Genomic DNA, 19,366 nt, shown 5'->3' on the forward strand with positions numbered 1-19,366 from the left:
ACTTAAGCGAGGCTAGTCCGTAATTCTTTAGTCGCTAACACCATGTTATTGAGGGCGGCTTCGGTTTCCTGCCAGTTACGGGTCTTTAAGCCGCAATCTGGATTCACCCACAAGCGCTGCAAAGGGATCCATTGAGCCGCCTTGTCGATCAAAGATTTAATCTCATTGATACTAGGAATGTTTGGCGAGTGAATATCATAAACGCCTGGGCCAATCTCATTGGGGTACTCAAAGTGCTCAAACGCTTGCAGCAAACTCATGGCCGAGCGCGAGGTCTCAATGGTTAATACATCGGCATCCAGTGCTGCAACAGCCGGCATTATGTCATTAAACTCGCTGTAACACATATGAGTGTGGATCTGTGTTTCAGGTTTGGCGCTGGCTGCAGAGAGCTTAAAGGCCGATACCGCCCAACTTAAGTAATCGTCCCACTGGCTGCGTTTAAGCGGCATACCTTCGCGAATAGCAGGTTCATCAATTTGAATCACTTGAATGCCCGCTTGCTGCAGCTCCGCCACTTCATCATTAAGCGCGATAGCGATTTGTTCAGCAATTTGGGCGCGGCTAAGATCTTCGCGGGCAAAGCTCCAAGTTAAAATGGTTACAGGGCCAGTTAACATGCCTTTTACTGGCTTGTTAGTTAGTGATTGCGCATAAAGGCTCCACTCAACGGTAAGTGGTTTGGCGCGTTCAATATCATCAACAATAATGGCTGGTTTCACGCAGCGCGAGCCATAACTTTGCACCCAGCCAAAGCGGCTAGCAATAAAGCCATCTAAAAGCTCGGCAAAATACTCCACCATGTCGTTACGCTCTGCTTCACCATGCACTAACACATCAAGATCTAAGCGCTCTTGACGCTCAATGGCATCCTTAATGTGTTGCGCAAGCGCAGCATCATAATCGGCTTGGCTTAGTTGCCCTGCTTTGTATTCACGACGCTGACGGCGAATTTCATTGGTTTGTGGAAATGAACCGATGGTAGTGGTTGGCAAAGGCGGTAACTGTAAACTTTGCTGTTGAATCTGTTGGCGCTGTTCAAAGCTTAAAGTACGCTCACGCTCAGCCGGGGTTAAGGCGCTAATTCGCTGCTGCAAGCTGGAGTTGTTTTTCTTACTTGGGTTTTGCAATGCAGCACTGTATTGGCGAGACAGGCGCAATGCGTCGGCTTCACCGTTTAGCGCTTCATCAAGTATTTGCAGCTCAGACAATTTTTGCTCCGCAAAAGCCAAACGATACTTAGCATCACCCAAGTCCGTTTCACTCTCTAGATCAAGCGGACTGTGCAATAGTGAACAAGATGAAGCAAACCATAAACGCTCGCCTAAACGGACTTTAAGCGAACTATAATTCTCAATAAGCTCAGGCAAGTTAGCCCGCCACACATTGCGGCCATTAATCACCCCAGCCGACAATACCCACTCTTTAGGTAACCAAGTAAGTACTTGCTCTAACTGCTGTGGCGCGACGCATAAATCTAGGTGCAAGCCGTCTACGGCCAATTGCTGAATAACTTCTGCGTTATCCAGTACATCGGCAAAATAACTGGTTAATAGCACTTTAGTTGGGCTAATACTCGTTTGGTAAGCAGCTAACAAGGCATCTTGCCACTGAGTATCCAGCTCTAAACCCAATATTGGCTCATCAACTTGAAGCCACTCTACGCCCAAAGCAGCGATGCGCTGGAAAATCTCACGGTAAACCGTTAATAACTGGGGGAGCAAGGACAAACGCTCAAAGCCATCAGCAGCTTGATCATCATTTTTGCCCAAATATAAGTATGAAACTGGCCCCAAAATAACCGGTTTTACCGCATGGCCTTGTTCAAAGGCTTCGCGAATTTCATCAAATAATTGCGTCCACTGTAAGCTAAATACGCTGTCTTCAGAGAACTCGGGGACAATGTAATGGTAATTGGTGTTAAACCATTTGCTCATGTCTGATGCCGCATGATTACAGCCACAGCCCTGTTGCCCACGAGCAATTGCAAACATGCTATCTAGGTTAATTTGCTCAGACTGATGACGCTTAGGCAGGTTGCCTAACAATAATGAGGTATTTAGTACTTGGTCGTACCAAGCAAAATCGCCTACGGTCACCCAAGCTTGACCACTGTCTTTTTGGGCTTGCCAATTTTGTTGGCGAATGTCTTTACCCACTTGCAATAAATCTTGCTGTGAAGACTCACCACGCCAGTAACTTTCTAGCGCAAATTTTAGTTCTCGTTGCTTACCAATTCTTGGGTACCCCAATACGTGAGTAGTGCTCATGTCTATATCCTTTTAGCCGTCTAGATGTGTAAATCCATATTGACCAGAGCTAAAGCACAACACAATTGAAAAGCCATCAAGTTAAATTGAATTTCTCTCAAGTAAAGGTGAGGAACAACCTAAAGATTGCCTTGACACGCTCTAATCTAGGCCGCCATATTGAAATAAATTCAAGTTAATACATCTAAGTCACTGGGCATATATACAAACGTGGGCGCTCTACCTAAGCTGCCAATTTATCAAGCCAATCAGGGAGCGAGCCAGCTAAATGTTAGAGATTAAGCATTTACGTTGCATACAAGCCATTGCATCTAGCTCTTCACTTAAGGCGGCTGCCACAAAGTTGTTTATTAGCGATTCAGCCTTGTCTCATCAGCTCAAAGATCTTGAACAAAGGATCAATGCTCACCTAGTCATAAGAAAGCAACAGCCCTTACAGCTAACCCAACAAGGCCAACAATTGCTTCAACTAGCCGAGAAAGTATTACCTTTAGTTGAACAAACAGAGCATCAGTTTAGCGCAGCCCAAGGCCAGCAAACTCGCCTAAACATTAGTGTTGATTGCCATGCTTGTTTTCAATGGCTACTGCCAGCTTTACAGCAGTTCCAGCAAGCTTGGCCAGAAGTAAGTAGCCACTTTTGCCAAGACAAAAACTACAACGGGCTCCCCTTGCTGCAGCGCGGTGAAGCCGACCTTCTGCTCACCTCAGAAGTTAGCCCAGAAGATCAAATCCACTTTGAGCCTTTGTTCGAATATGAAATGGTGCTGATTTGTCCACCGCAACACGGCTTAGCAGAACAAACAACTGTAAGCGCGGCTCAGTTAAGTGAAGAAACTATTATCTGTTACCCGGTCACACCACAGCGCTTGGACCTTTATCGTTACATTCTTCAGCCCAGCCAAGTAGCCGTAAAACAATGGAAACATGCCGATAACCCATCCATGTTACTGCAAATGGTCGCAGCAGGAATGGGAGTGGCAGCTATGCCTTATTGGGCTGTAGAGCATTATGCGCAGCAACAATTTGTGCACTTATTGTCGTTTGAACAAGCCTTATGGCGTCCAATGTATGCGGCATTTAACAAACACCGGCAATCTAGTACTACTTTAAACAGTTTTATTGAGCTAATTTTGCAGCAAGCGCTTAAGCAACTAAAGGGCACTAGAAGCTTGAGCTTTAATCAAAATAAACCCGCAATTTGATTTGACGGATCAGCTAAAAAGAGTTTATTTTTAATAACATAAGGAAATCTCCCTAGCGCGTATCTTAACTTTTTGGCAAAGGTTTTTACGATGGTCTCAGACTGGTCTCCAGCCGAATTTACAGAAAGAAAAATGAGCCTTGTCATGCATTTGGCGGGCTTTATTCCTAGCGCTTATTTTTCAATTACTCATTTAGTGAATGGGGTATTTTGGTATGGCTTAGTGGTACTGCCCTGCGCTATAGCCATTTTGGTTTCGCTGTTTTTCTTGTTTACTCAGCCTGAGTCAAACCGTTATAAAACCGCCGATGTTTGGTTCTTACTATTAGCCATCCCACCGGTTTTATTAGCACTAACCCAATCAAACATGCACGGGGAATTTTTTGTTCCCGCGCTAATACTGGCCTGTTTCATCCACCTACCGCTGCAAATGGCAGAACGGCTGGTGTTGGTGGTCAGTATTTTAGCAATAGTTCTTGGCGTTAATCACTTGGGTATTCACCAAGGTATACGTTTTAGCATTGGCGTGGTGGCTTCACACATCTTTGCTTGGGGCTTAGCGCGGGTACTGGTAAAACAAAATAACGAACTCAAAGAACTCGCTTTTAAAGACTCCCTCACGCGTTGCTATAACCGCAGAGCCTTGTTTGATGAGCTGCTAAAAGCGACTCAGCAACATAAACGCAGTGGCATAAAAGCTAGCATTATCCTTTTAGATTTAGACCATTTTAAAGCCATTAATGATCAACATGGCCATAATGTAGGCGATCAAATACTGGTGTGGTTTGCCCACTTTTTGCAACAAAACACCCGCGTTAACGACCGAGTATTTCGCTACGGAGGCGAAGAGTTTCTTATCATGTTGCATGATGCAGACTTTGATACTGCCTACCAAACTAGTGAGAAGCTCGTAGCTAAAATTTCTAGTTTATTGGCGCCTAACCAACTGTCGATTAGCTTTAGTGCAGGCATAGCTAGCATCAAAGAAAATGAGAGTATTGATGATTGGATAGAAAGGGCAGACCAAGGTTTATATCAAGCCAAGCAAGCGGGGAGAAAGCAAACTTGGCCCAGTCAATTTGAGCGTGTAGAAACCAGCTCACCAAAACAGCCTATTTGAACACTTTGTTTAAATAGGCTAATCACTACTAACGTTACTTTATAAGTATAATTTTATTAACTGATCTTGCTAAAGCGATAAGACTGGATCATTTTCTCTTCACTACCTTGCTGTGAGTAGGTTTCAACAATCCATAGCTGCGGGCTCACCACTCGTAACTCCATGCGCATATTAGCAGTACTAACCTGGCTCAAAGGATAGTAGCTAAAACGGTTCATGCCCGCTTGAAACTCGCCCGCATACACCACGTCATTTTCAAGGTTAGAGGCGCTCACGCTTAACTGATGACCTTGTTGTTGGTTATAGCTAATGGTTGTGCTGGCTTGTAACTCAACATTTTCGCCAGCCACCTCTAGCTGCTCTAGCTCAACCGTAGCAGCGTCACTTTCCATCATTTTACCGCGAGCAAGCCCCTGCGCTTCGATGGTGCTACCATCAGGCTGAATCGCCCAAACGTTTACCTGCCATTGGCCCAGTAATTTGTTCAAATGCTCACCTTGGTTAGCCGTAGCATTGTCACCATTCATGATCACGGTATTTGGCTGGGCTATCGCTTCTGCAGTTTTATCGGTACGGCGATTCTCATGGCTATTCTCGTAATCGCGCATTGCTCCACTGGCACCACCAGCCGCAGCACCAACAGCAGCACCTTTCACTGCCAACTCAGCATCTCCAGTAACTGCTCCCATAACTAAACCTAATACGGCTCCGCCTACTGCACCGGTTTTCATTCCTTGGTTAGGATCAGGCTCACCATCCGTTGAGGCACAGCCGGCAAGCATGGTGCTTGCAAGTAAAACGACACTAATAGAGGTTCCGATTTTGTTCATTCATGGTTCTCGCTATTGCTAAATAATATGCGACTAAGATAAAGCAAGGCGCAAACTAACATCAGGGCATGTAAAAAGTTTATTTTGTTAGCTAATGCCTAGCGGAACCCATTGGGCGAAGTAGCAACAACTTGCTAGAATAAACTACATAATAACAATTACTTGATGACTCTAAATGGCTGACTACCAAGACATTGCCGACTATTTGCAGCAAAAGCGAAATCAGGCAGGGCTAACCCAAGAGCAACTTTGCCAAGTATTGGCGGCCTTTAGCCCAGAATTTAGTGAGCTGGATGCCTTGGCGGTGAGCCGCTGGGAAAGAGGAAAAGTAGCGCCGAGCTTAAATCGGCAATTGGAAATTATTCGCTACTTTGGTGATGAAGCTTATAAAATTTTCACTTCCAGTAGCTTTAGCTCGAAAAACCTTCCCAGCAATCAAGCGATGAACAAGGTATTAGAAGCTCGCGCTAAGTTTAAGCATTACATGGGGGCTCACCCTTACCTGCCGCAGAGCGAAGAGAATTTTGAACGAATTACTCCGCCCCACCCCCTTACTCAATACAGTGCACAACACTTAAGTAATTACATAGACAACCTTACCTATGGCCATGAGCAGTGGAACAGCGCTTGGCTCGAGTCACTACAAAATCATCCCGCTGCGGAAGTTAGCTATTACTTCTACCTTGGTCAACTAGCCGGGCACTGTTTCGCACTCAAGATAAAACAGCCCTATTTTGAAAAACTATTGGATAAGAGCTTAGATGAAGCTGAAGTAAGCGAAAAAATGCTAGCTGGTAGCAATGAGCCAGCCAGCTTATATATTTATTCCATATACACTGGGCGAGTAAACGCCATCACCCAAGTTTACGAAAACTTATTTAAAGCTTTCATCATGAATAATTCGCTAAGCTATATTGGCATTAGAGTTCGCCGTGACATCGCTTTTGTAATGCTAGAAAACGTACCACACACCATTGAAGAGATAGGCCCACCAAGTGACAACCGCAATGTGGGCATTAAGCATCGCGGTAAGCGCTATCAGTACGTAACCTGTAGGATAGAACGACAAGCGTTATTTAATTCACCGGTATTTTTAAATATCTTGAGAAGTGATTAAGAAGAAATAAAGCAGCTACTGGATAGATAAGCTCTCTTGCTCTTTGCGCCACAAACGATGACCGCAAGCAAGACACACGCACTCACGGCGGTGATCCATAAGGCTTTCCAAGCCATACTCCCAAGTTTGGTCGCTATTGCAATGAATACAACGAATAGAATTGGCATCGTCGGTTTTTTCAGGGTAGCGCGTCTGGTAATCATTTAAAGTAGGTAAACGAGCCCACACTCTTTCACTACTATCACGGCGATTAAAAAACAGCACTACCGCACCGAGTAATATTAGTAACAGCTGAAACACACCGCCTGCCTTGGTTTTTTTTAAGCTTAAATTCTTATTTTCGAACCCAATTTCTGCAGCAGATCCTTGCTTAGAAAACATTTTAAATCAACCTACTTGTTAACAAAACCACCATTAACAGCAAAATACCACTGGCTCGGCTGTTACATATTGTTTACGTTTCAATAACTACGCATAGTACAAAAACTTTGTTACGCTAAAACGACGCAACATGGCAATGTGTCAGATCTGACGTATATACTCATGCCAGAACTTTATAGGCCGCAGAAGGTAACAATTAGCCAATGAATAAGCTAGTAAAACTCGCCTCCATTGCTCTTTCTATTTGCAGTTTGCTAGTAGCAGGAGCAATATTGAGCTTGCCGCATCTGCCAGATACTCCCCTAGGAATATCAATTAGTTACTTGAGCCTATTCTCTCCACGCTGGTGGGCGATATTGCTGGCCTTAACGCCCATTTTATTTATTCGCCAACTGGGTAAATGGCAATTTTTAAGCTGGGCATTGTGCGCTGTGGTATTTGTACAATTTCAAGATTTGCAGCTTAAGCTGCCTCAGCAACAGGCTGGAAAAATCACTATATTGTCTTTAAACAACGGTAATGGCGCGAGTTCACAACGTATTCGCCAGTTAGTGGCAGAACTTCAACCCGATATAGTATTTATGCAAGAGTCAAAGCCTGAATGGGTGCAGCAAATATTCGACGATAGTTGGTATAGCCATTGCGACCACCTATGCACCGTAAGTAAAACACCTCTTGAACATCAAGGCAGCCTTTCTAGAGAAACCTTTGGTGGCTGGGGAAAATTTGCCGTGTTCTATCATACCCAAATTGGCGATAAAACGCTGAGCGTAGCCAATATCCATATGGACACACCCAGACCAACTATTAACGCCTTAATCTATCGCAGTTTTGAGCCTGAAGCATTTAACAACTTGCACTTTGCCCGCAACATGCAAGCTTCTTTGGTGGCGTCTTGGGCTAAGCAGCAAACTAGCTATATTGCTGCCGGAGACTTTAATATGACGGTCCAAGAAAATCTTTATCAACGGCATTTAGCGGGCCTAAATAATGGCATTGACCTAGTGGGCAGCGGTATAAACTATACCAAGTACACCTCATGGCACGGCGCAAGAATAGATCACGTATTAGCTTCAACAGACCTAGGTTTTGCCAGCGCCCGAGTACTTGACTCAGTAGGCGGCGACCACCGCCCTATAACCGCAAGTTTAGCGCTGCCTTAACTCACTTCTGACTGCTTTTTGCTGCTTATCGTCTGGCGAACACCGCGCCTCAGGCCGTCTATAGCCAGTAACATTAAGGCCAAAATGATTAGCATATAAGTTGGCCACTGCTCAGGGCTTAAACGCTCACCAAGTAACCAGCCAACGCAAAATACCAATACCGGTTCTAAGTAGCCCATCAAACCAAACAAACTCAGTGGCAAATAGTTAGAAGCAAGTAAAAACAGTAACATAGGAATGGTGCCCGCTATGCCAAGCCCGAAGTAATATAGCCAAGGTGTAGCATTATACAAAGTCACCATCTGGCTTTGCGCCACGCTTACCCCATCACTCATCAGTATGTAGGCTACCGCTAAGGGTAATAACATCAAATTATCGATGGTAAAAGCAATATGGCTGGGCAAGGGATACTTACGCCGCAACATAAAATACAATGGGTAGCCCAAGGCCACCAGCAGCACAATCCACGACAAGCCATCAGCCATTAGGTAAGCGTAAGCCACTCCAGTAGCAGCCACTGCAACCGATACCCACTGTAGGCTAGTCAAGCGCTCTTTATAGACAAAGCGCCCCACTAACACCAATACCAATGGCAAGGAAAAATAGCCCAGCGCAACCGGCAGCGTCTGGCCATTAGCGGGCGCCCAAATAAACAACCAAAACTGCAAGCCAACTAATACAGCAGCCAGCATCAAACGTGGCCAAGCTCGCCAATTAGCCATGTGCCGAATGAGCAAAGGTAGTTGCTTGAAACAAGCTAACCCCACAAACATCAGCAAACAGCTCCACACAATACGTTGAGCAGCTAGCCAGTTGCCGCTGTTTTCATTTAAAGGAAACTGATGGATATACCAAGGAAGAAAGGCAAACATGCACGAAGCCATTACCGAGCAAGCTAAACCAAAATAAAGACGGGAAGAGTGAGAGGAAACTAGCGCCACAGCAGCCACTTAATCAATGAGTTAAACCCTGATTAAGCAGCAATTATGCTATGGCTGCAAGTTATTTGCGCAATTTTTAACTAGTGTAAAAGCTTGGTACTAGATGATTGAGCTGATACTTGATGAAATTGTGCTGTGGCAGCCATAGCTTGCCATTGGCTTTGCATTTTTTGATATGGGCTCAGGCCATTTTGACGCTGAGCATAATCGTTAAGAATCACCCCCCAACGAAACTCATCCATTTGCTTACTAGGCACTTTGCCTTCTCGTTTAGCCATTACTTGTACTAAGTTTTTAAGCTTATCTAACTGCGGTGCTACCGGGTGGTTTACCCCATCGGTCACCAATACATTTTGAAAATCAGCCAACATATTTTGCTTCAAGGCATCAATTTCTTCGTCTTGTAGATCGGCTACAGCAATAGCTTCGGTCAATAAACGTAGTTGCCATACCCGAGAAAAGTTTTGGTAATCACGTTTGTTTAAATCAAAAAATAGCATTACGTAGCCACTGTTGCGCTCAATTACCGCTAAGCATTCGTGTGAATCTACAGCAAATGCGTGAGCACTCCAGCTATGACGAACAGAGGCGTTTTCAAGGGAAGGTAGTTCGCGAGGAAGCCAAGCTTGCACATCGTTACTAATCTGAATTTCTATCATAATTTGCTCATCGCTGATTCTAATAATCTACAAAGAGCAAAATCGATGCCAGCAAATAGCGTCAAATATTTGCTGGCTAGTTTAATTCAGCTATTTTAACTCCAGTAAGACCTCACTTAATGAGGCGCGAACCTTGTGTCCCAAGCGTTTAAGCTCCTCACTAGGTTGAATAAGATCCGGGATCTGGTAGACCTGCATACCTGCTGCTACTGCAGCTCTAACTCCGTTTTCTGAGTCTTCAAAGGCTAAACACTTACTGGCGTCAATATTTAGCGACTTGGCCGCTTTTAAGAAAATTTCTGGGTGCGGTTTACTATTATTCACCTGACACCCGGTAGAAACACTCTCAAAAAAATGCAGTAAGTCTGCGTTGCCTAACTTAGCTTCAGCAGTAGGTTTACCCGAAGAAGTGGCTACAGCTAATGGAACGCCTTGGCTTGTTAACCACTGCAACAAATCTACGACACCTTGCTTAATCGGTAATGCTTGATCAACAGCCAAGGCATGGTACTTATCCAACCAACAATCACGCAGCCTTGGATAATCTAAGCCCTCGCCGTATCCCTCACAAATGGTCTTTTTTATTTGCTCGGCATTGGTGCCAATACAGCTAAGGTAAACCTGTTCTTTAAAGGCTAAACCTAGCTCTCTACAAGCCTGAGAAAAGGTATCGTAAGACACTTGCTCACTGTCGAGCAGCAAACCGTCCATATCAAACACAGCAGCGCTAAAATGCATACAACTCTCCAGTAAAGCTAAGCCGCTTAACTCACGCTAAGCGGCTTAAATATTAAAAGAATAAATGGGCCATTACCGCAATTATCGGCAAGGTGACTAAAGTACGAATCAAGAAGATAGCAAACAACTGCCACAGTTTAACTGGCAACTGGCTGCCCATAATAATCGCGCCTACTTCCGACAAATAAATCAGCTGAGTCACTGACACTGCCGCGATAACAAAACGGGTTATATCGGCTTCAATAGACGCAGCAAGAATTGACGGAATAAACATATCGGCAAAACCTACCACTAATGTTTCCGACGCTCTCGCAGCCTCTGGAAGCTGCAATAGCTCTAGCAAAGGAATGAATGGCTTACCTAAGAAACTAAAAATGGGAGTGTATTCTGCTACCACTAAGGCTACCGAGCCCACCGCCATAATCACCGGCAATACACCCAACACCATGTCCAGTACATTATGCACACCTTGCTTGGCTAATTGTTTAGGGTGACTCGCTCGACCAGCTTGAACAAGTGCCAGCTGCCAAGCCCAAGTGATGGTGTTGTAACCAGCAGGAATAACTTCGTCATCTTGCTTACGCTCACTACCATCAATAAATTGATCTTTAAAACCAGAAAGCGGCGGCAAGCGCGGCACAATAACCGCTGCAGCAAGGCCTGCAATACACACAGTAAGATAGAAAGGAGCAAACATATGCTCAAGGTTAACTTGCGCTAATACCACCAAACTAAAGGTAATAGACACCGCAGAAAAGGTGGTGGCAATCACTACGCCTTCTCGTTGGGTATAGTGTTTATCTTCATACTGCTTATTAGTTAGCAAAATCCCTACGCTACCATCACCTAACCAAGACGCCATTGAATCTACTGCACTGCGACCTGGTAAACCGAACAGAGGACGCATGATTTTGCTAAGCAAAGTGCCTACAAATTCTAACAAGCCAAAATTAAGCAATAGGGGTAATAACAAACCAGCAAAAATGAACACGCTAAGTAAGGTAGGCAATAAGTCGCCTAAAATGAGGCCACCAGTATCACCCGACCAAATAGCTTGAGGCCCCAATTCAAAAGCACATACCAGCACCAGAACCCAACCCAACATTCTTACCACATACCAAGGCAGAGAAACCTGAAACAATGACGTTAGCAAGGCATTTTTGCCAAGCCAATTAGGCTTAGCAATTAGTGTATAAGTAGACATTAGGGCACTAAGGGTGATTAAACCAACCACCAGCCATAAGGCGCTATCACCTAAAACCGCCACCAAGCTTTTTGCCATAATCGCCACCGGAATGGTAAACGAGCCATCGTAAGGCAACGGCAACATAAACAGAAAAATGCCCAATAATGAAGGTAATACAAACTTCCAAGCAGAACCTACTGCAGGATGGTTTGTTGGGGCATTAGGCATAGATGCTGGCTTGGCGTCTCGCATATTAAATCACTCTATTTGGTATATTCTGTAGTTATATTCACTAAGCGTGAATATATTTTCGCGCAAGAATACAAGCAAAAAACCAGCTAATCAAGATTTTTAAGCTACCAAAAGACAAAACTAAAACATCATTAACTAGTTATCTTGATCATTATCAAAACTTACAACTAGCCAGTCAGTAATAAATTCTTAAACTGCGAGGAGCTTATTAGCTTACTTTTAAAAATCTTCGCCACGGTAACGGTACTCCGCTAACTGTGCAGCAGCCAAATAGTGCTTAATAAATAACTGCTTAGCACTGCTATTGTAGTGAAAGCGTACCGTGGTGCTGGTTTGCCACCGGCTATCTTGCGCCCTGCGCCATAACACTTGGTCACCTTCCAGCTGGCAATAGTAGCTGTGGCTTTGGCCATTGTGCCTCACTCGCATTTGCATGAGCGACTGAGCGCTGCGGTAATTATCGACCATTTTTACGTCCACGCCTTGCAAACTGGCTATCGCGGCTTGGCAAACTTGCTCAGGCTTAAAGCCTCCCAAGTTTGGTTTAGCCAATACAAAGCCAATAAACGTAGGCCACAACACCAGAGCTAAAAAAAGCTTCTTCAAGCTAGTACCACCTTATCTATGAATGCCTTTAACAAACCATTGCTATGAGGAGTTTCCTGCGCGGCTGTTAACACTTGCTGCAAATGATTATCCCCTTGAGTGTAATGCTCACGAAACTGGCTTAAACGTTGAACTAAGATACTGCGATTTACCTCAGGGTGAAACTGGCTCGCCCAAAAAGGTGCTGATGATACTTTTAATGCGTGCACACAATGTTTTGTAAACGCTAAGGAAACACAGCCTTCAGGCAGACTTAAGGCACTATCTCGATGAACAGATACCGCCATAAAAGGATTGGGCAAACTACCAAACAATACATCCTCTTCAGCGTATTCACTAAGTGAGATAGCTAAGGTGCCCATTTCAAAGTCACGCGCTTGATGAACAATCTTGCCCCCCAGAGCCAGCACCGCAAGTTGAAAACCAAAACAAGAAGCAAAGGTAGGTAAGCGCTGCGCGATACAACGTAATAGCAGTTGTTGGATCTCACTAACAAAAGGATAGCGCTCCGGTTCCAGCACACTGGCCTCGCTAGAGCCGCCCACCAGCACCGCATCGATGTTGTCTAATGAGAAGTCACCACACTTAGGTTTATCAAACACGTTTAACACCCGAATCTGTTCAAGCGCTATCCCACAAAAATGGCTAAAACTGGCTAACTCTTCAATGCGAGTGTCGGTATCATCGCGGATCTGAATTAACAAAATCGACAGTTGCTCACGTGACAGTTTCATAGTTACCACTTAATATATTGATTAATAAATCATAAAAACTAAATCTTTGACCTGGAAATTCAAGGAGCCTAGGTGTTACTCAAGCTTTTATCGTTAATTATTCTTAGTTTTATTGCTCTCAGTTCGATACTGTTTTTCTTTATCGCATGCATCATTTTTGTGCTCACAGCAGCCTTTGATAAGCGCCGACTATGGTTACACTACTTCACCTGCACATGGGCAAGCCTGTATTTAATCATAGTGCCTCATTGGCAAGTTCGGCGAATAGGCTTACAACATATCGATAAAAAACAAGCTTATGTCATCGTATCCAATCATCAATCGGGATTAGATATTTTATTGTCTTTTGCCCTATTCATTCCCTTTAAGTGGGTCTCTAAAATAGAGATGTTTAAAGTGCCATTTGTTGGTTGGAACATGTGGCTTAATCAATACATTGGACTTAAACGCGGTGATAAACACAGCATCAAAGCCATGCTCCAGCAAGCGGAGAAACACCTTAAACAAGGTAGCTCGGTATATTTATTTCCTGAAGGAAGCCGCTCTGCCGACGGCAAGCTAAAACCTTTTAAACTAGGTGCGTTTTCTTTAGCAAAACACGCCGAAGTAGCGATATTGCCCATTGCCATTCACGGCACTGCCGAAGCCTTACCTAAAAAAAGCTTACAGCTCACAGGCCATCACCCTATTTACATTCAGGTGCTACCCGCTATATCGGCTCAGCAAGTGGCGCAAATGGATGAACAATCTTTGGCGTCACATACTCAGCAGATAATCGCTAAAGCCTTAACGCAAACACCATCGACTTAGCTGCAAAATTTGCTTATTTACGCTAGGCTTAGGCTAAAGCACCCCGAATAAACAGGAACCCTGACATGCACGAGCGTCGCCAATTTTTGCGAGTTCTTTTTGACCGCCCCGCCTACCTAAACCATGGGGAGCAATCTTGGTCATGCCAACTGTTGGATTTATCGTTACAAGGTGCCTTAGTGACCTTGCCAAATGACTGGGACGAAGAACTCACTCAGCTAACCTTAAGTTTTAGCTTGAGTGATGTTGCAGTTGAAGAACTGAGCATCACCATGGATGTAGAAGTAAAACACACACGCAATCAGCAAATCGGTTTACGTTGTTTGCACATTGATATCGAAAGCGCCAGCCACCTAAAACGACTAATTGAGTTAAACCTAGGTGATGACGACTTATTGCATCGGGAGTTAGAGCACTTAGTTGACCAACAGCAAGAAGCGGATTAAACCGCTTCTAAAGCTTCTGCCAATTTACTTACGGCAATCACCTCAAGCCCTGCTATTGCTTGCTTAGGTCGATTGCCCAAAGGCACTATAGCTCGCTTAAAGCCGTGTTTAGCGGCTTCGTTCAAACGTTCTTGGCCATTGCTCACTGGGCGTATCTCTCCCGATAAGCCTACTTCACCAAATACTACCAACTCTTGCGGCAATATTTGATTTCTAAAGCTAGAGACCATGGCCACCAATAAAGCTAAATCAGCGCCAGTTTCAGCAACCCGTACACCACCCACAACGTTGGTAAATACGTCTTGATCAGACATTTGCACACCAGCATGGCGATGCATTACCGCAAGCAGCATCGCCAAACGGTTTTGCTCTAGACCTACAGCTACTCGCCTAGGATTCGCCATTTGGCTGTAATCAACCAATGCTTGGATCTCGACCAATAGTGGACGGGTACCTTCCCACACTACCATCACGACCGAGCCAGGCGCTGCTTCTTGTCCACGCGAAAGGAAAATGGCCGAAGGGTTAGACACTTCTCGCATGCCCTGTTCGGTCATAGCAAATACACCCAGCTCGTTAATCGCACCAAAACGGTTTTTGTTACCACGCAAAGTACGAAAGCGGCCATCGGCATCACCTTCTAGCATGATCGAACAATCAATACAGTGCTCCAGAACTTTAGGCCCAGCTAACGACCCGTCCTTAGTTACATGGCCCACCATAAACATGGCTATATTATGTTGCTTGGCAAAACGAGTTAACCAAGCCGCACTTTCTCGCACTTGGCTAACACCACCTGGTGCTGATTGAATATCAGCTATGTGCATAACCTGAATAGAGTCAATCACCATCATCTTTGGTTTAACTTCCAAAGCCACCTGGCCAATTTGCTCAACGCTGGTTTCGGCCAGTAGCTTTAGCTTGTCTTTAGGCAAACCTAAGCGCTGCGCGCGCAAGGCGATTTGTTGTAGTGATTCCTCACCCGTTACGTAAAGTGTGTCCATGGTTTGCGCTAAGCCACACATGGTTTGCAACAACAAAGTACTTTTACCTGCGCCGGGGCTACCACCAATCAAAATGGCGCTACCAGGCACTACGCCGCCGCCTAATACTCGGTCAAATTCTTTAAAGCCTGTGGAAAACCGCGGGAGCTCGGCAAGGTCAATGCTCTCTAGGGTTTGGACTTTACCTGCGGTACTGCCGGCATAACCGGTGAAACGATCATTGCGTGAAGGTGCAGCACTCAAACGTACTTCGCTTATGGTATTCCACGCTTTACATTCACCACACTGCCCCTGCCAACGAGGGAAATCTGCCCCACAGTCGTTACACACATAGGCCGTTTTCGCTTTTGCCATTAACCCTCCAAGCGGTCACATAATGCTAAAATAGTGTTAAAAGTACTTGCCTTGAATCTCTCTCAAGGCACAATCTTTGCTTTGATCTTGAAGATTGTAAAGATTGAGACAGAGTTTTGACAGTAAAACCAATGATTAAGGATTGATACCCAACAACATGTCGGAAAGCAAGCACTACGCCTTAATAGAACGATTACTACCAATATTGGGAAGCAGCGACTTTAACCAAGTATTTAAGCGCGCAACTCAAGACCTTCCTAATAATGAAAGTTTCTTGCTCAAAATGGAAATGAATCGTCTATCCGCGCCTTGCCAACGATTGGTAGATCTTCGAGGAAAAGTAGACGGCGAATGCCAAGAGTTTCACTACCAAGGTAAAACCCACTACCTCGATGACATCGCCATTAAGGTATTTAAACAGCAGCTCAAACTCTATAACCAACAATACACACTAGGCATATACGAGAAACTGCAAACCACCGAGAACAACTTCAAGGTGATGCAGAAGAAAAATATTAGCCCGCAAGAAGCCGCTGCACGGCGCCCCAAAAATATCATCGCTCGCGCTGTACGTTTAGGCCACTATATCGGCAGAAGTGAAGAGCGCATGCACCTCACTGCACCACTGCGAATGGCCGGTGTAGACGGTGCTCTATTTGATGCCAAAACCTCAAACATGTCGGTATCAGGCCTACGCGCTAAGGTAGATAGCCAACGAGAGTTTTCGGTGAATGAGCACTATTTTGTTTACTTTACCGGCTTAGAAAAAGAGTTTGTAAACCGTGTATTAAGCGCTGGCACCGAATACAAAGTGGTGGGAATTGACCGTAAAGGTCAACAGCAGTGGGTAAGAATGGTTGTGGTTGACCCAAGTGAAGAGTTTAATAACTTCTTCAAAAACTTTTTACGCTCCTATCGCGGGCGTTACAAAGTAGACGTCGACAACATTACGGCAGCAGTTATCACAAAAGGCTATGAACAATACTTAATGCCGCGCTTAAGCAGCGTGCCTTTGTATTTTAGCGGTCAAACACCTGCTAGCCTGCGTTATGCCTTAGCCACGCAGAATAATCTCGATTTGCTGTCTTATTGGCGCGATGAGACTAACCATAGCCACTTGTCTCAGCTGTTTCATCCACCAAGGATGATGCGCTACCAAGCCTTGAGTAATGGTGAAAGCCTGATCTATTGCTTTACCCATACCGCTAACAACCGCTTATTTTTCTACTCAGCCAGTAGCGAAGAACTGGCCGAACACCCAGAATTACGTGAACTCTATTTTGCCTTTGGCTGCCGTAAACCCAGCTGGAAAGTATTCAAGTTTCAATACCAAGCTGCGCAAGCCAGCGATGCAGAGGTAAGCTCTCCTTTACCCAAAAAAGATTCGCCAATTGAACGAGAGCGTGTCGCCAAAGCTTTAGATGGATTAAGCATGGTCGGCTTGTTAAGTGATGTCACCAACCAACATATCGATGAAAGCTACCAGCAAAATTACCCCTTGGACGGTAATCCCAACAAGCTGTCGCTGTTTAACCAGAGCAAGCAGCCAATCAGCAAGTTTGAGCAGGTAAATTACAAGTATTTGCAGCTGCGTAAAGAAAATCGCTACCAATACCGCTCTTTGATAGAAGTAGAGCATCAAGGCAGCAATGAGACCGGCTGGATCAGTGATTTTTCGATTAGCGGAATGAAGATAGAAGTAGAAACGCCGCTAGAGTATAGCGTTGGCGATGCGGTGTATTTAGCACTTCCGCAGTTTCAAAAACTGGTTAAAAGTTTCGAGTTGTCAAACCTGGCTTACGAAGTGACAAACTGCAATAACAGCCATACCATTTACAACTTAAAAGTGCTTGAAGTAAAAGGTCAGCAGCATCAAGGCAGTGGCTTCTTCAAACAGCTTATCGATAATAATTTGGATAAACTGCCCACACTTCCCGAAGGAAAAGCCATTGCTGGTTTATCTGACGCGCTACGACAAATTTTCTGTGCGCCGCTATTTTGCCGTGCCATGTTCATTCATAAAGTGCCTGGCGCCTTAGAGGTTAAGTGTGTGAATTACGGCACCTTTGCCCAGGCAAGCGATAACTGGTTAAACATTGATAGCAGTGCCCATACTGCCGACTTAAGTAAGTTTCTAGCCAGCGAAAACCTCGCGTCATTTCTCGCCACTCAATTGCGTAGTCATGCGCCTAGCGATAACCCAGAACACATTGAAGTAATTACCGTAACGGCTAGAAAGAACGACAAGTTATTATCGGTGCGCTGTAGCGCTAACTTTTCTTCGGTGCAGCAATTACGAGAATTTGTTAGCCTAAGTTTAGGCCGAGGTAAGGTGCATGCCTTCAACCTGCAGCTATCACGGGTTGGCCGACCAGATACCGAATACATTCAACGCGAACTCGATTACATTAGCCATTATGCGATTCACCGCGCTAAGCAGTTAGAAGACGAGCTGTGGAGTGTTGCAGGGGTAATTGAAGTAACAGACGTAACTGAAGAGTTGATGCAGCGCTTTAACTTAAGCACTGCACCCCAGCCACTAAAACTAAGCCGCTAGCATTTTAGCGGCGCGAAGAATACACACCGCGCCGTCTAAATCACTGTGTTTAATCGACATCTGCGCTTGCTGCTGCACCAGCGGTTTAGCATGAATAGCCACCCCAAAATCAGCCGCTGCTAGCATTTTAAGATCGTTTGCTCCATCACCAATCGCCATAGTTTGGCTGGCAGAATACTGCTGTTTAAGCTGCAGCAAAATATCAGCTTTTGCTTGGGCATCAACCACCGGGCCTAAAACTTGGCCGGTTAAGGTTTCATTCTCAATCTCTAGAACATTGGCTTGCACATGGTCAAAACCTAAGTCTTGCTGCAAACGCTCAGCGAAATAAGTGAAGCCCCCTGAGGCAATCGCTACTTTCCAGCCAGCAGAGTGGATGGTGTCAATTAAACACTGCAAGCCAGGCATCAGCGGCATATTATCGGCAACCTGCTTTAAGATGCTTTGTGGCGCATCTTTTAACAGCGCCACTCGGCTACGCAGGCTTTGCTCAAAGTCTAACTCGCCTCGCATTGCCGCTGCTGTAACAGCGCTCACTTGTTCGCCAATATCGGCCAATACCGCAATCTCATCAATACACTCAATTTGAATGGTAGTGGAATCCATATCCATCAATACCACGCCTGGTTGGCTTAGGTCAGGTAGCTTATCTAGTACTACCAAATCAAAATTAAACTCAAGCCCCGCTAGCTTATCCTTACACCATTGGCTATCTGCTTGGCTTTGCAGCAATACACAAATATTGCCCGCTTCTGGCATTAGCCCGCAAAAGTTCAAGGCCGTTGATTCATCAACTAAAGGACGCAACACAGCAAAGTCTGGTATCAGTAGTTCTTTGGCCCAAACCAAGATATAGGCACCGGTTAAAGCTTCTCGAGTTTCAACCAATCCTTGTTCAGGACAAACACGGTAGGGAAACTGCTTTAAAGCCACAGACCATTGGCTTAAAGATTGCGGTAAGCTTTCAAGACTATGTGGAGATTGCAAAACGAGAT

General features: G+C 44.9%; 18 protein-coding genes. 7 read left to right on the forward strand and 11 right to left on the reverse strand.

Annotation, left to right across the window (positions count from 1 at the left end; translation table 11 throughout):
* Nucleotides 1-2: 2 nt before the first annotated feature.
* Complete coding sequence (gene metE, locus K5609_RS16790; protein WP_221074637.1) at nt 3-2,270, reverse strand: 5-methyltetrahydropteroyltriglutamate--homocysteine S-methyltransferase; 2,268 nt, start codon at nt 2,268-2,270, stop codon at nt 3-5.
* 268 nt (nt 2,271-2,538) lie between these two features.
* Between metE and K5609_RS16795 the strand changes: the two genes are divergently transcribed.
* Both K5609_RS16795 and K5609_RS16800 read left to right on the forward strand, forming a co-directional pair.
* Entirely contained in the window at nt 2,539-3,474 is a 936-nt protein-coding gene (locus K5609_RS16795; RefSeq protein ID WP_221074638.1) for a LysR family transcriptional regulator, read from the forward strand.
* A gap of 132 nt (nt 3,475-3,606) precedes the next feature.
* Nucleotides 3,607-4,593, forward strand: a complete 987-nt coding sequence (locus K5609_RS16800) for a GGDEF domain-containing protein (protein ID WP_221074639.1) — start codon at nt 3,607-3,609, stop codon at nt 4,591-4,593.
* 56 nt (nt 4,594-4,649) lie between these two features.
* Here the strand turns inward: K5609_RS16800 and K5609_RS16805 are convergent, their stop codons facing one another.
* On the reverse strand, nt 4,650-5,423 hold the full coding sequence (locus tag K5609_RS16805) for a YMGG-like glycine zipper-containing protein (RefSeq protein WP_221074640.1): 774 nt from the start codon (nt 5,421-5,423) through the stop codon (nt 4,650-4,652).
* 175 nt (nt 5,424-5,598) lie between these two features.
* Between K5609_RS16805 and K5609_RS16810 the strand changes: the two genes are divergently transcribed.
* Entirely contained in the window at nt 5,599-6,540 is a 942-nt protein-coding gene (locus K5609_RS16810) for a helix-turn-helix domain-containing protein (protein WP_221074641.1), read from the forward strand.
* A gap of 15 nt (nt 6,541-6,555) precedes the next feature.
* Here the strand turns inward: K5609_RS16810 and K5609_RS16815 are convergent, their stop codons facing one another.
* Nucleotides 6,556-6,921 (reverse strand): hypothetical protein, encoded by a 366-nt coding sequence (locus tag K5609_RS16815; RefSeq protein ID WP_221074642.1) that lies wholly within the window; start codon nt 6,919-6,921, stop codon nt 6,556-6,558.
* Between the two features lie 203 nt (nt 6,922-7,124).
* Between K5609_RS16815 and K5609_RS16820 the strand changes: the two genes are divergently transcribed.
* Nucleotides 7,125-8,084 (forward strand): endonuclease/exonuclease/phosphatase family protein, encoded by a 960-nt coding sequence (locus K5609_RS16820; protein ID WP_221074643.1) that lies wholly within the window; start codon nt 7,125-7,127, stop codon nt 8,082-8,084.
* On the opposite strand, the gene rarD is transcribed toward K5609_RS16820, so the two are convergent.
* From rarD to K5609_RS16850, 6 genes are all read right to left on the reverse strand, one after another.
* Nucleotides 8,081-9,034, reverse strand: a complete 954-nt coding sequence (gene rarD / locus K5609_RS16825) for an EamA family transporter RarD (RefSeq protein WP_343212483.1) — start codon at nt 9,032-9,034, stop codon at nt 8,081-8,083. The two genes, K5609_RS16820 and rarD, sit on opposite strands and share 4 nt — an antisense overlap.
* 71 nt (nt 9,035-9,105) lie before the next feature.
* Nucleotides 9,106-9,684, reverse strand: a complete 579-nt coding sequence (locus K5609_RS16830; protein WP_221074644.1) for a DUF6933 domain-containing protein — start codon at nt 9,682-9,684, stop codon at nt 9,106-9,108.
* Nucleotides 9,685-9,774: 90 nt separating this feature from the next.
* A complete protein-coding gene (locus tag K5609_RS16835; RefSeq protein WP_221074645.1) occupies nt 9,775-10,422 on the reverse strand; it encodes an HAD family hydrolase in 648 nt (215 codons plus the stop codon).
* Between the two features lie 52 nt (nt 10,423-10,474).
* Nucleotides 10,475-11,836, reverse strand: coding sequence for a YjiH family protein (locus K5609_RS16840; protein ID WP_221077292.1), 1,362 nt, complete (start codon nt 11,834-11,836; stop codon nt 10,475-10,477).
* 243 nt (nt 11,837-12,079) lie between these two features.
* Nucleotides 12,080-12,466 carry a hypothetical protein gene (locus K5609_RS16845; protein WP_221074646.1) on the reverse strand — a complete coding sequence of 129 codons (387 nt, stop codon included), beginning with the start codon at nt 12,464-12,466 and terminating at the stop codon, nt 12,080-12,082.
* Nucleotides 12,463-13,200: a type 1 glutamine amidotransferase gene (locus K5609_RS16850; RefSeq protein WP_221074647.1), complete on the reverse strand. Its 738-nt coding sequence runs from the start codon at nt 13,198-13,200 to the stop codon at nt 12,463-12,465. Before K5609_RS16850 ends, K5609_RS16845 begins: the two co-directional genes overlap by 4 nt.
* A 72-nt stretch (nt 13,201-13,272) precedes the next feature.
* Between K5609_RS16850 and K5609_RS16855 the strand changes: the two genes are divergently transcribed.
* Nucleotides 13,273-14,010 carry a lysophospholipid acyltransferase family protein gene (locus K5609_RS16855; protein ID WP_221074648.1) on the forward strand — a complete coding sequence of 246 codons (738 nt, stop codon included), beginning with the start codon at nt 13,273-13,275 and terminating at the stop codon, nt 14,008-14,010.
* A 65-nt stretch (nt 14,011-14,075) separates the two neighbouring features.
* Complete coding sequence (locus K5609_RS16860) at nt 14,076-14,456, forward strand: PilZ domain-containing protein (RefSeq protein ID WP_016401411.1); 381 nt, start codon at nt 14,076-14,078, stop codon at nt 14,454-14,456.
* Here K5609_RS16860 and radA read toward each other — a convergent pair.
* A complete protein-coding gene (gene radA / locus K5609_RS16865; protein ID WP_221074649.1) occupies nt 14,453-15,814 on the reverse strand; it encodes a DNA repair protein RadA in 1,362 nt (453 codons plus the stop codon). The genes K5609_RS16860 and radA overlap by 4 nt on opposite strands.
* A 157-nt stretch (nt 15,815-15,971) precedes the next feature.
* Between radA and K5609_RS16870 the strand changes: the two genes are divergently transcribed.
* Nucleotides 15,972-18,371, forward strand: a complete 2,400-nt coding sequence (locus K5609_RS16870; protein ID WP_221074650.1) for a PilZ domain-containing protein — start codon at nt 15,972-15,974, stop codon at nt 18,369-18,371.
* Here K5609_RS16870 and serB read toward each other — a convergent pair.
* Nucleotides 18,360-19,358: a phosphoserine phosphatase SerB gene (gene serB, locus K5609_RS16875; RefSeq protein ID WP_246611880.1), complete on the reverse strand. Its 999-nt coding sequence runs from the start codon at nt 19,356-19,358 to the stop codon at nt 18,360-18,362. The two genes, K5609_RS16870 and serB, sit on opposite strands and share 12 nt — an antisense overlap.
* Between the last annotated feature and the right edge of the window lie 8 nt (nt 19,359-19,366).

Origin of the sequence: Agarivorans aestuarii, from assembly GCF_019670125.1 — a bacterium.
Classification (GTDB): domain Bacteria; phylum Pseudomonadota; class Gammaproteobacteria; order Enterobacterales; family Celerinatantimonadaceae; genus Agarivorans; species Agarivorans aestuarii.

Coding starts and splice junctions, on each gene's coding strand:
- K5609_RS16840 (WP_221077292.1), bottom strand. CDS start 11,836: ATGCCTAATGCCCCAACAAACCATCCTGCAGTAGGTTCTGCTTGGAAG.
- K5609_RS16860 (WP_016401411.1), top strand. CDS start 14,076: ATGCACGAGCGTCGCCAATTTTTGCGAGTTCTTTTTGACCGCCCCGCC.
- K5609_RS16800 (WP_221074639.1), top strand. CDS start 3,607: ATGAGCCTTGTCATGCATTTGGCGGGCTTTATTCCTAGCGCTTATTTT.
- K5609_RS16820 (WP_221074643.1), top strand. CDS start 7,125: ATGAATAAGCTAGTAAAACTCGCCTCCATTGCTCTTTCTATTTGCAGT.
- K5609_RS16795 (WP_221074638.1), top strand. CDS start 2,539: ATGTTAGAGATTAAGCATTTACGTTGCATACAAGCCATTGCATCTAGC.
- radA (WP_221074649.1), bottom strand. CDS start 15,814: ATGGCAAAAGCGAAAACGGCCTATGTGTGTAACGACTGTGGGGCAGAT.
- K5609_RS16870 (WP_221074650.1), top strand. CDS start 15,972: ATGTCGGAAAGCAAGCACTACGCCTTAATAGAACGATTACTACCAATA.
- K5609_RS16830 (WP_221074644.1), bottom strand. CDS start 9,684: ATGATAGAAATTCAGATTAGTAACGATGTGCAAGCTTGGCTTCCTCGC.
- K5609_RS16810 (WP_221074641.1), top strand. CDS start 5,599: ATGGCTGACTACCAAGACATTGCCGACTATTTGCAGCAAAAGCGAAAT.
- metE (WP_221074637.1), bottom strand. CDS start 2,270: ATGAGCACTACTCACGTATTGGGGTACCCAAGAATTGGTAAGCAACGA.
- K5609_RS16815 (WP_221074642.1), bottom strand. CDS start 6,921: ATGTTTTCTAAGCAAGGATCTGCTGCAGAAATTGGGTTCGAAAATAAG.
- K5609_RS16850 (WP_221074647.1), bottom strand. CDS start 13,200: ATGAAACTGTCACGTGAGCAACTGTCGATTTTGTTAATTCAGATCCGC.
- K5609_RS16835 (WP_221074645.1), bottom strand. CDS start 10,422: ATGCATTTTAGCGCTGCTGTGTTTGATATGGACGGTTTGCTGCTCGAC.
- K5609_RS16805 (WP_221074640.1), bottom strand. CDS start 5,423: ATGAACAAAATCGGAACCTCTATTAGTGTCGTTTTACTTGCAAGCACC.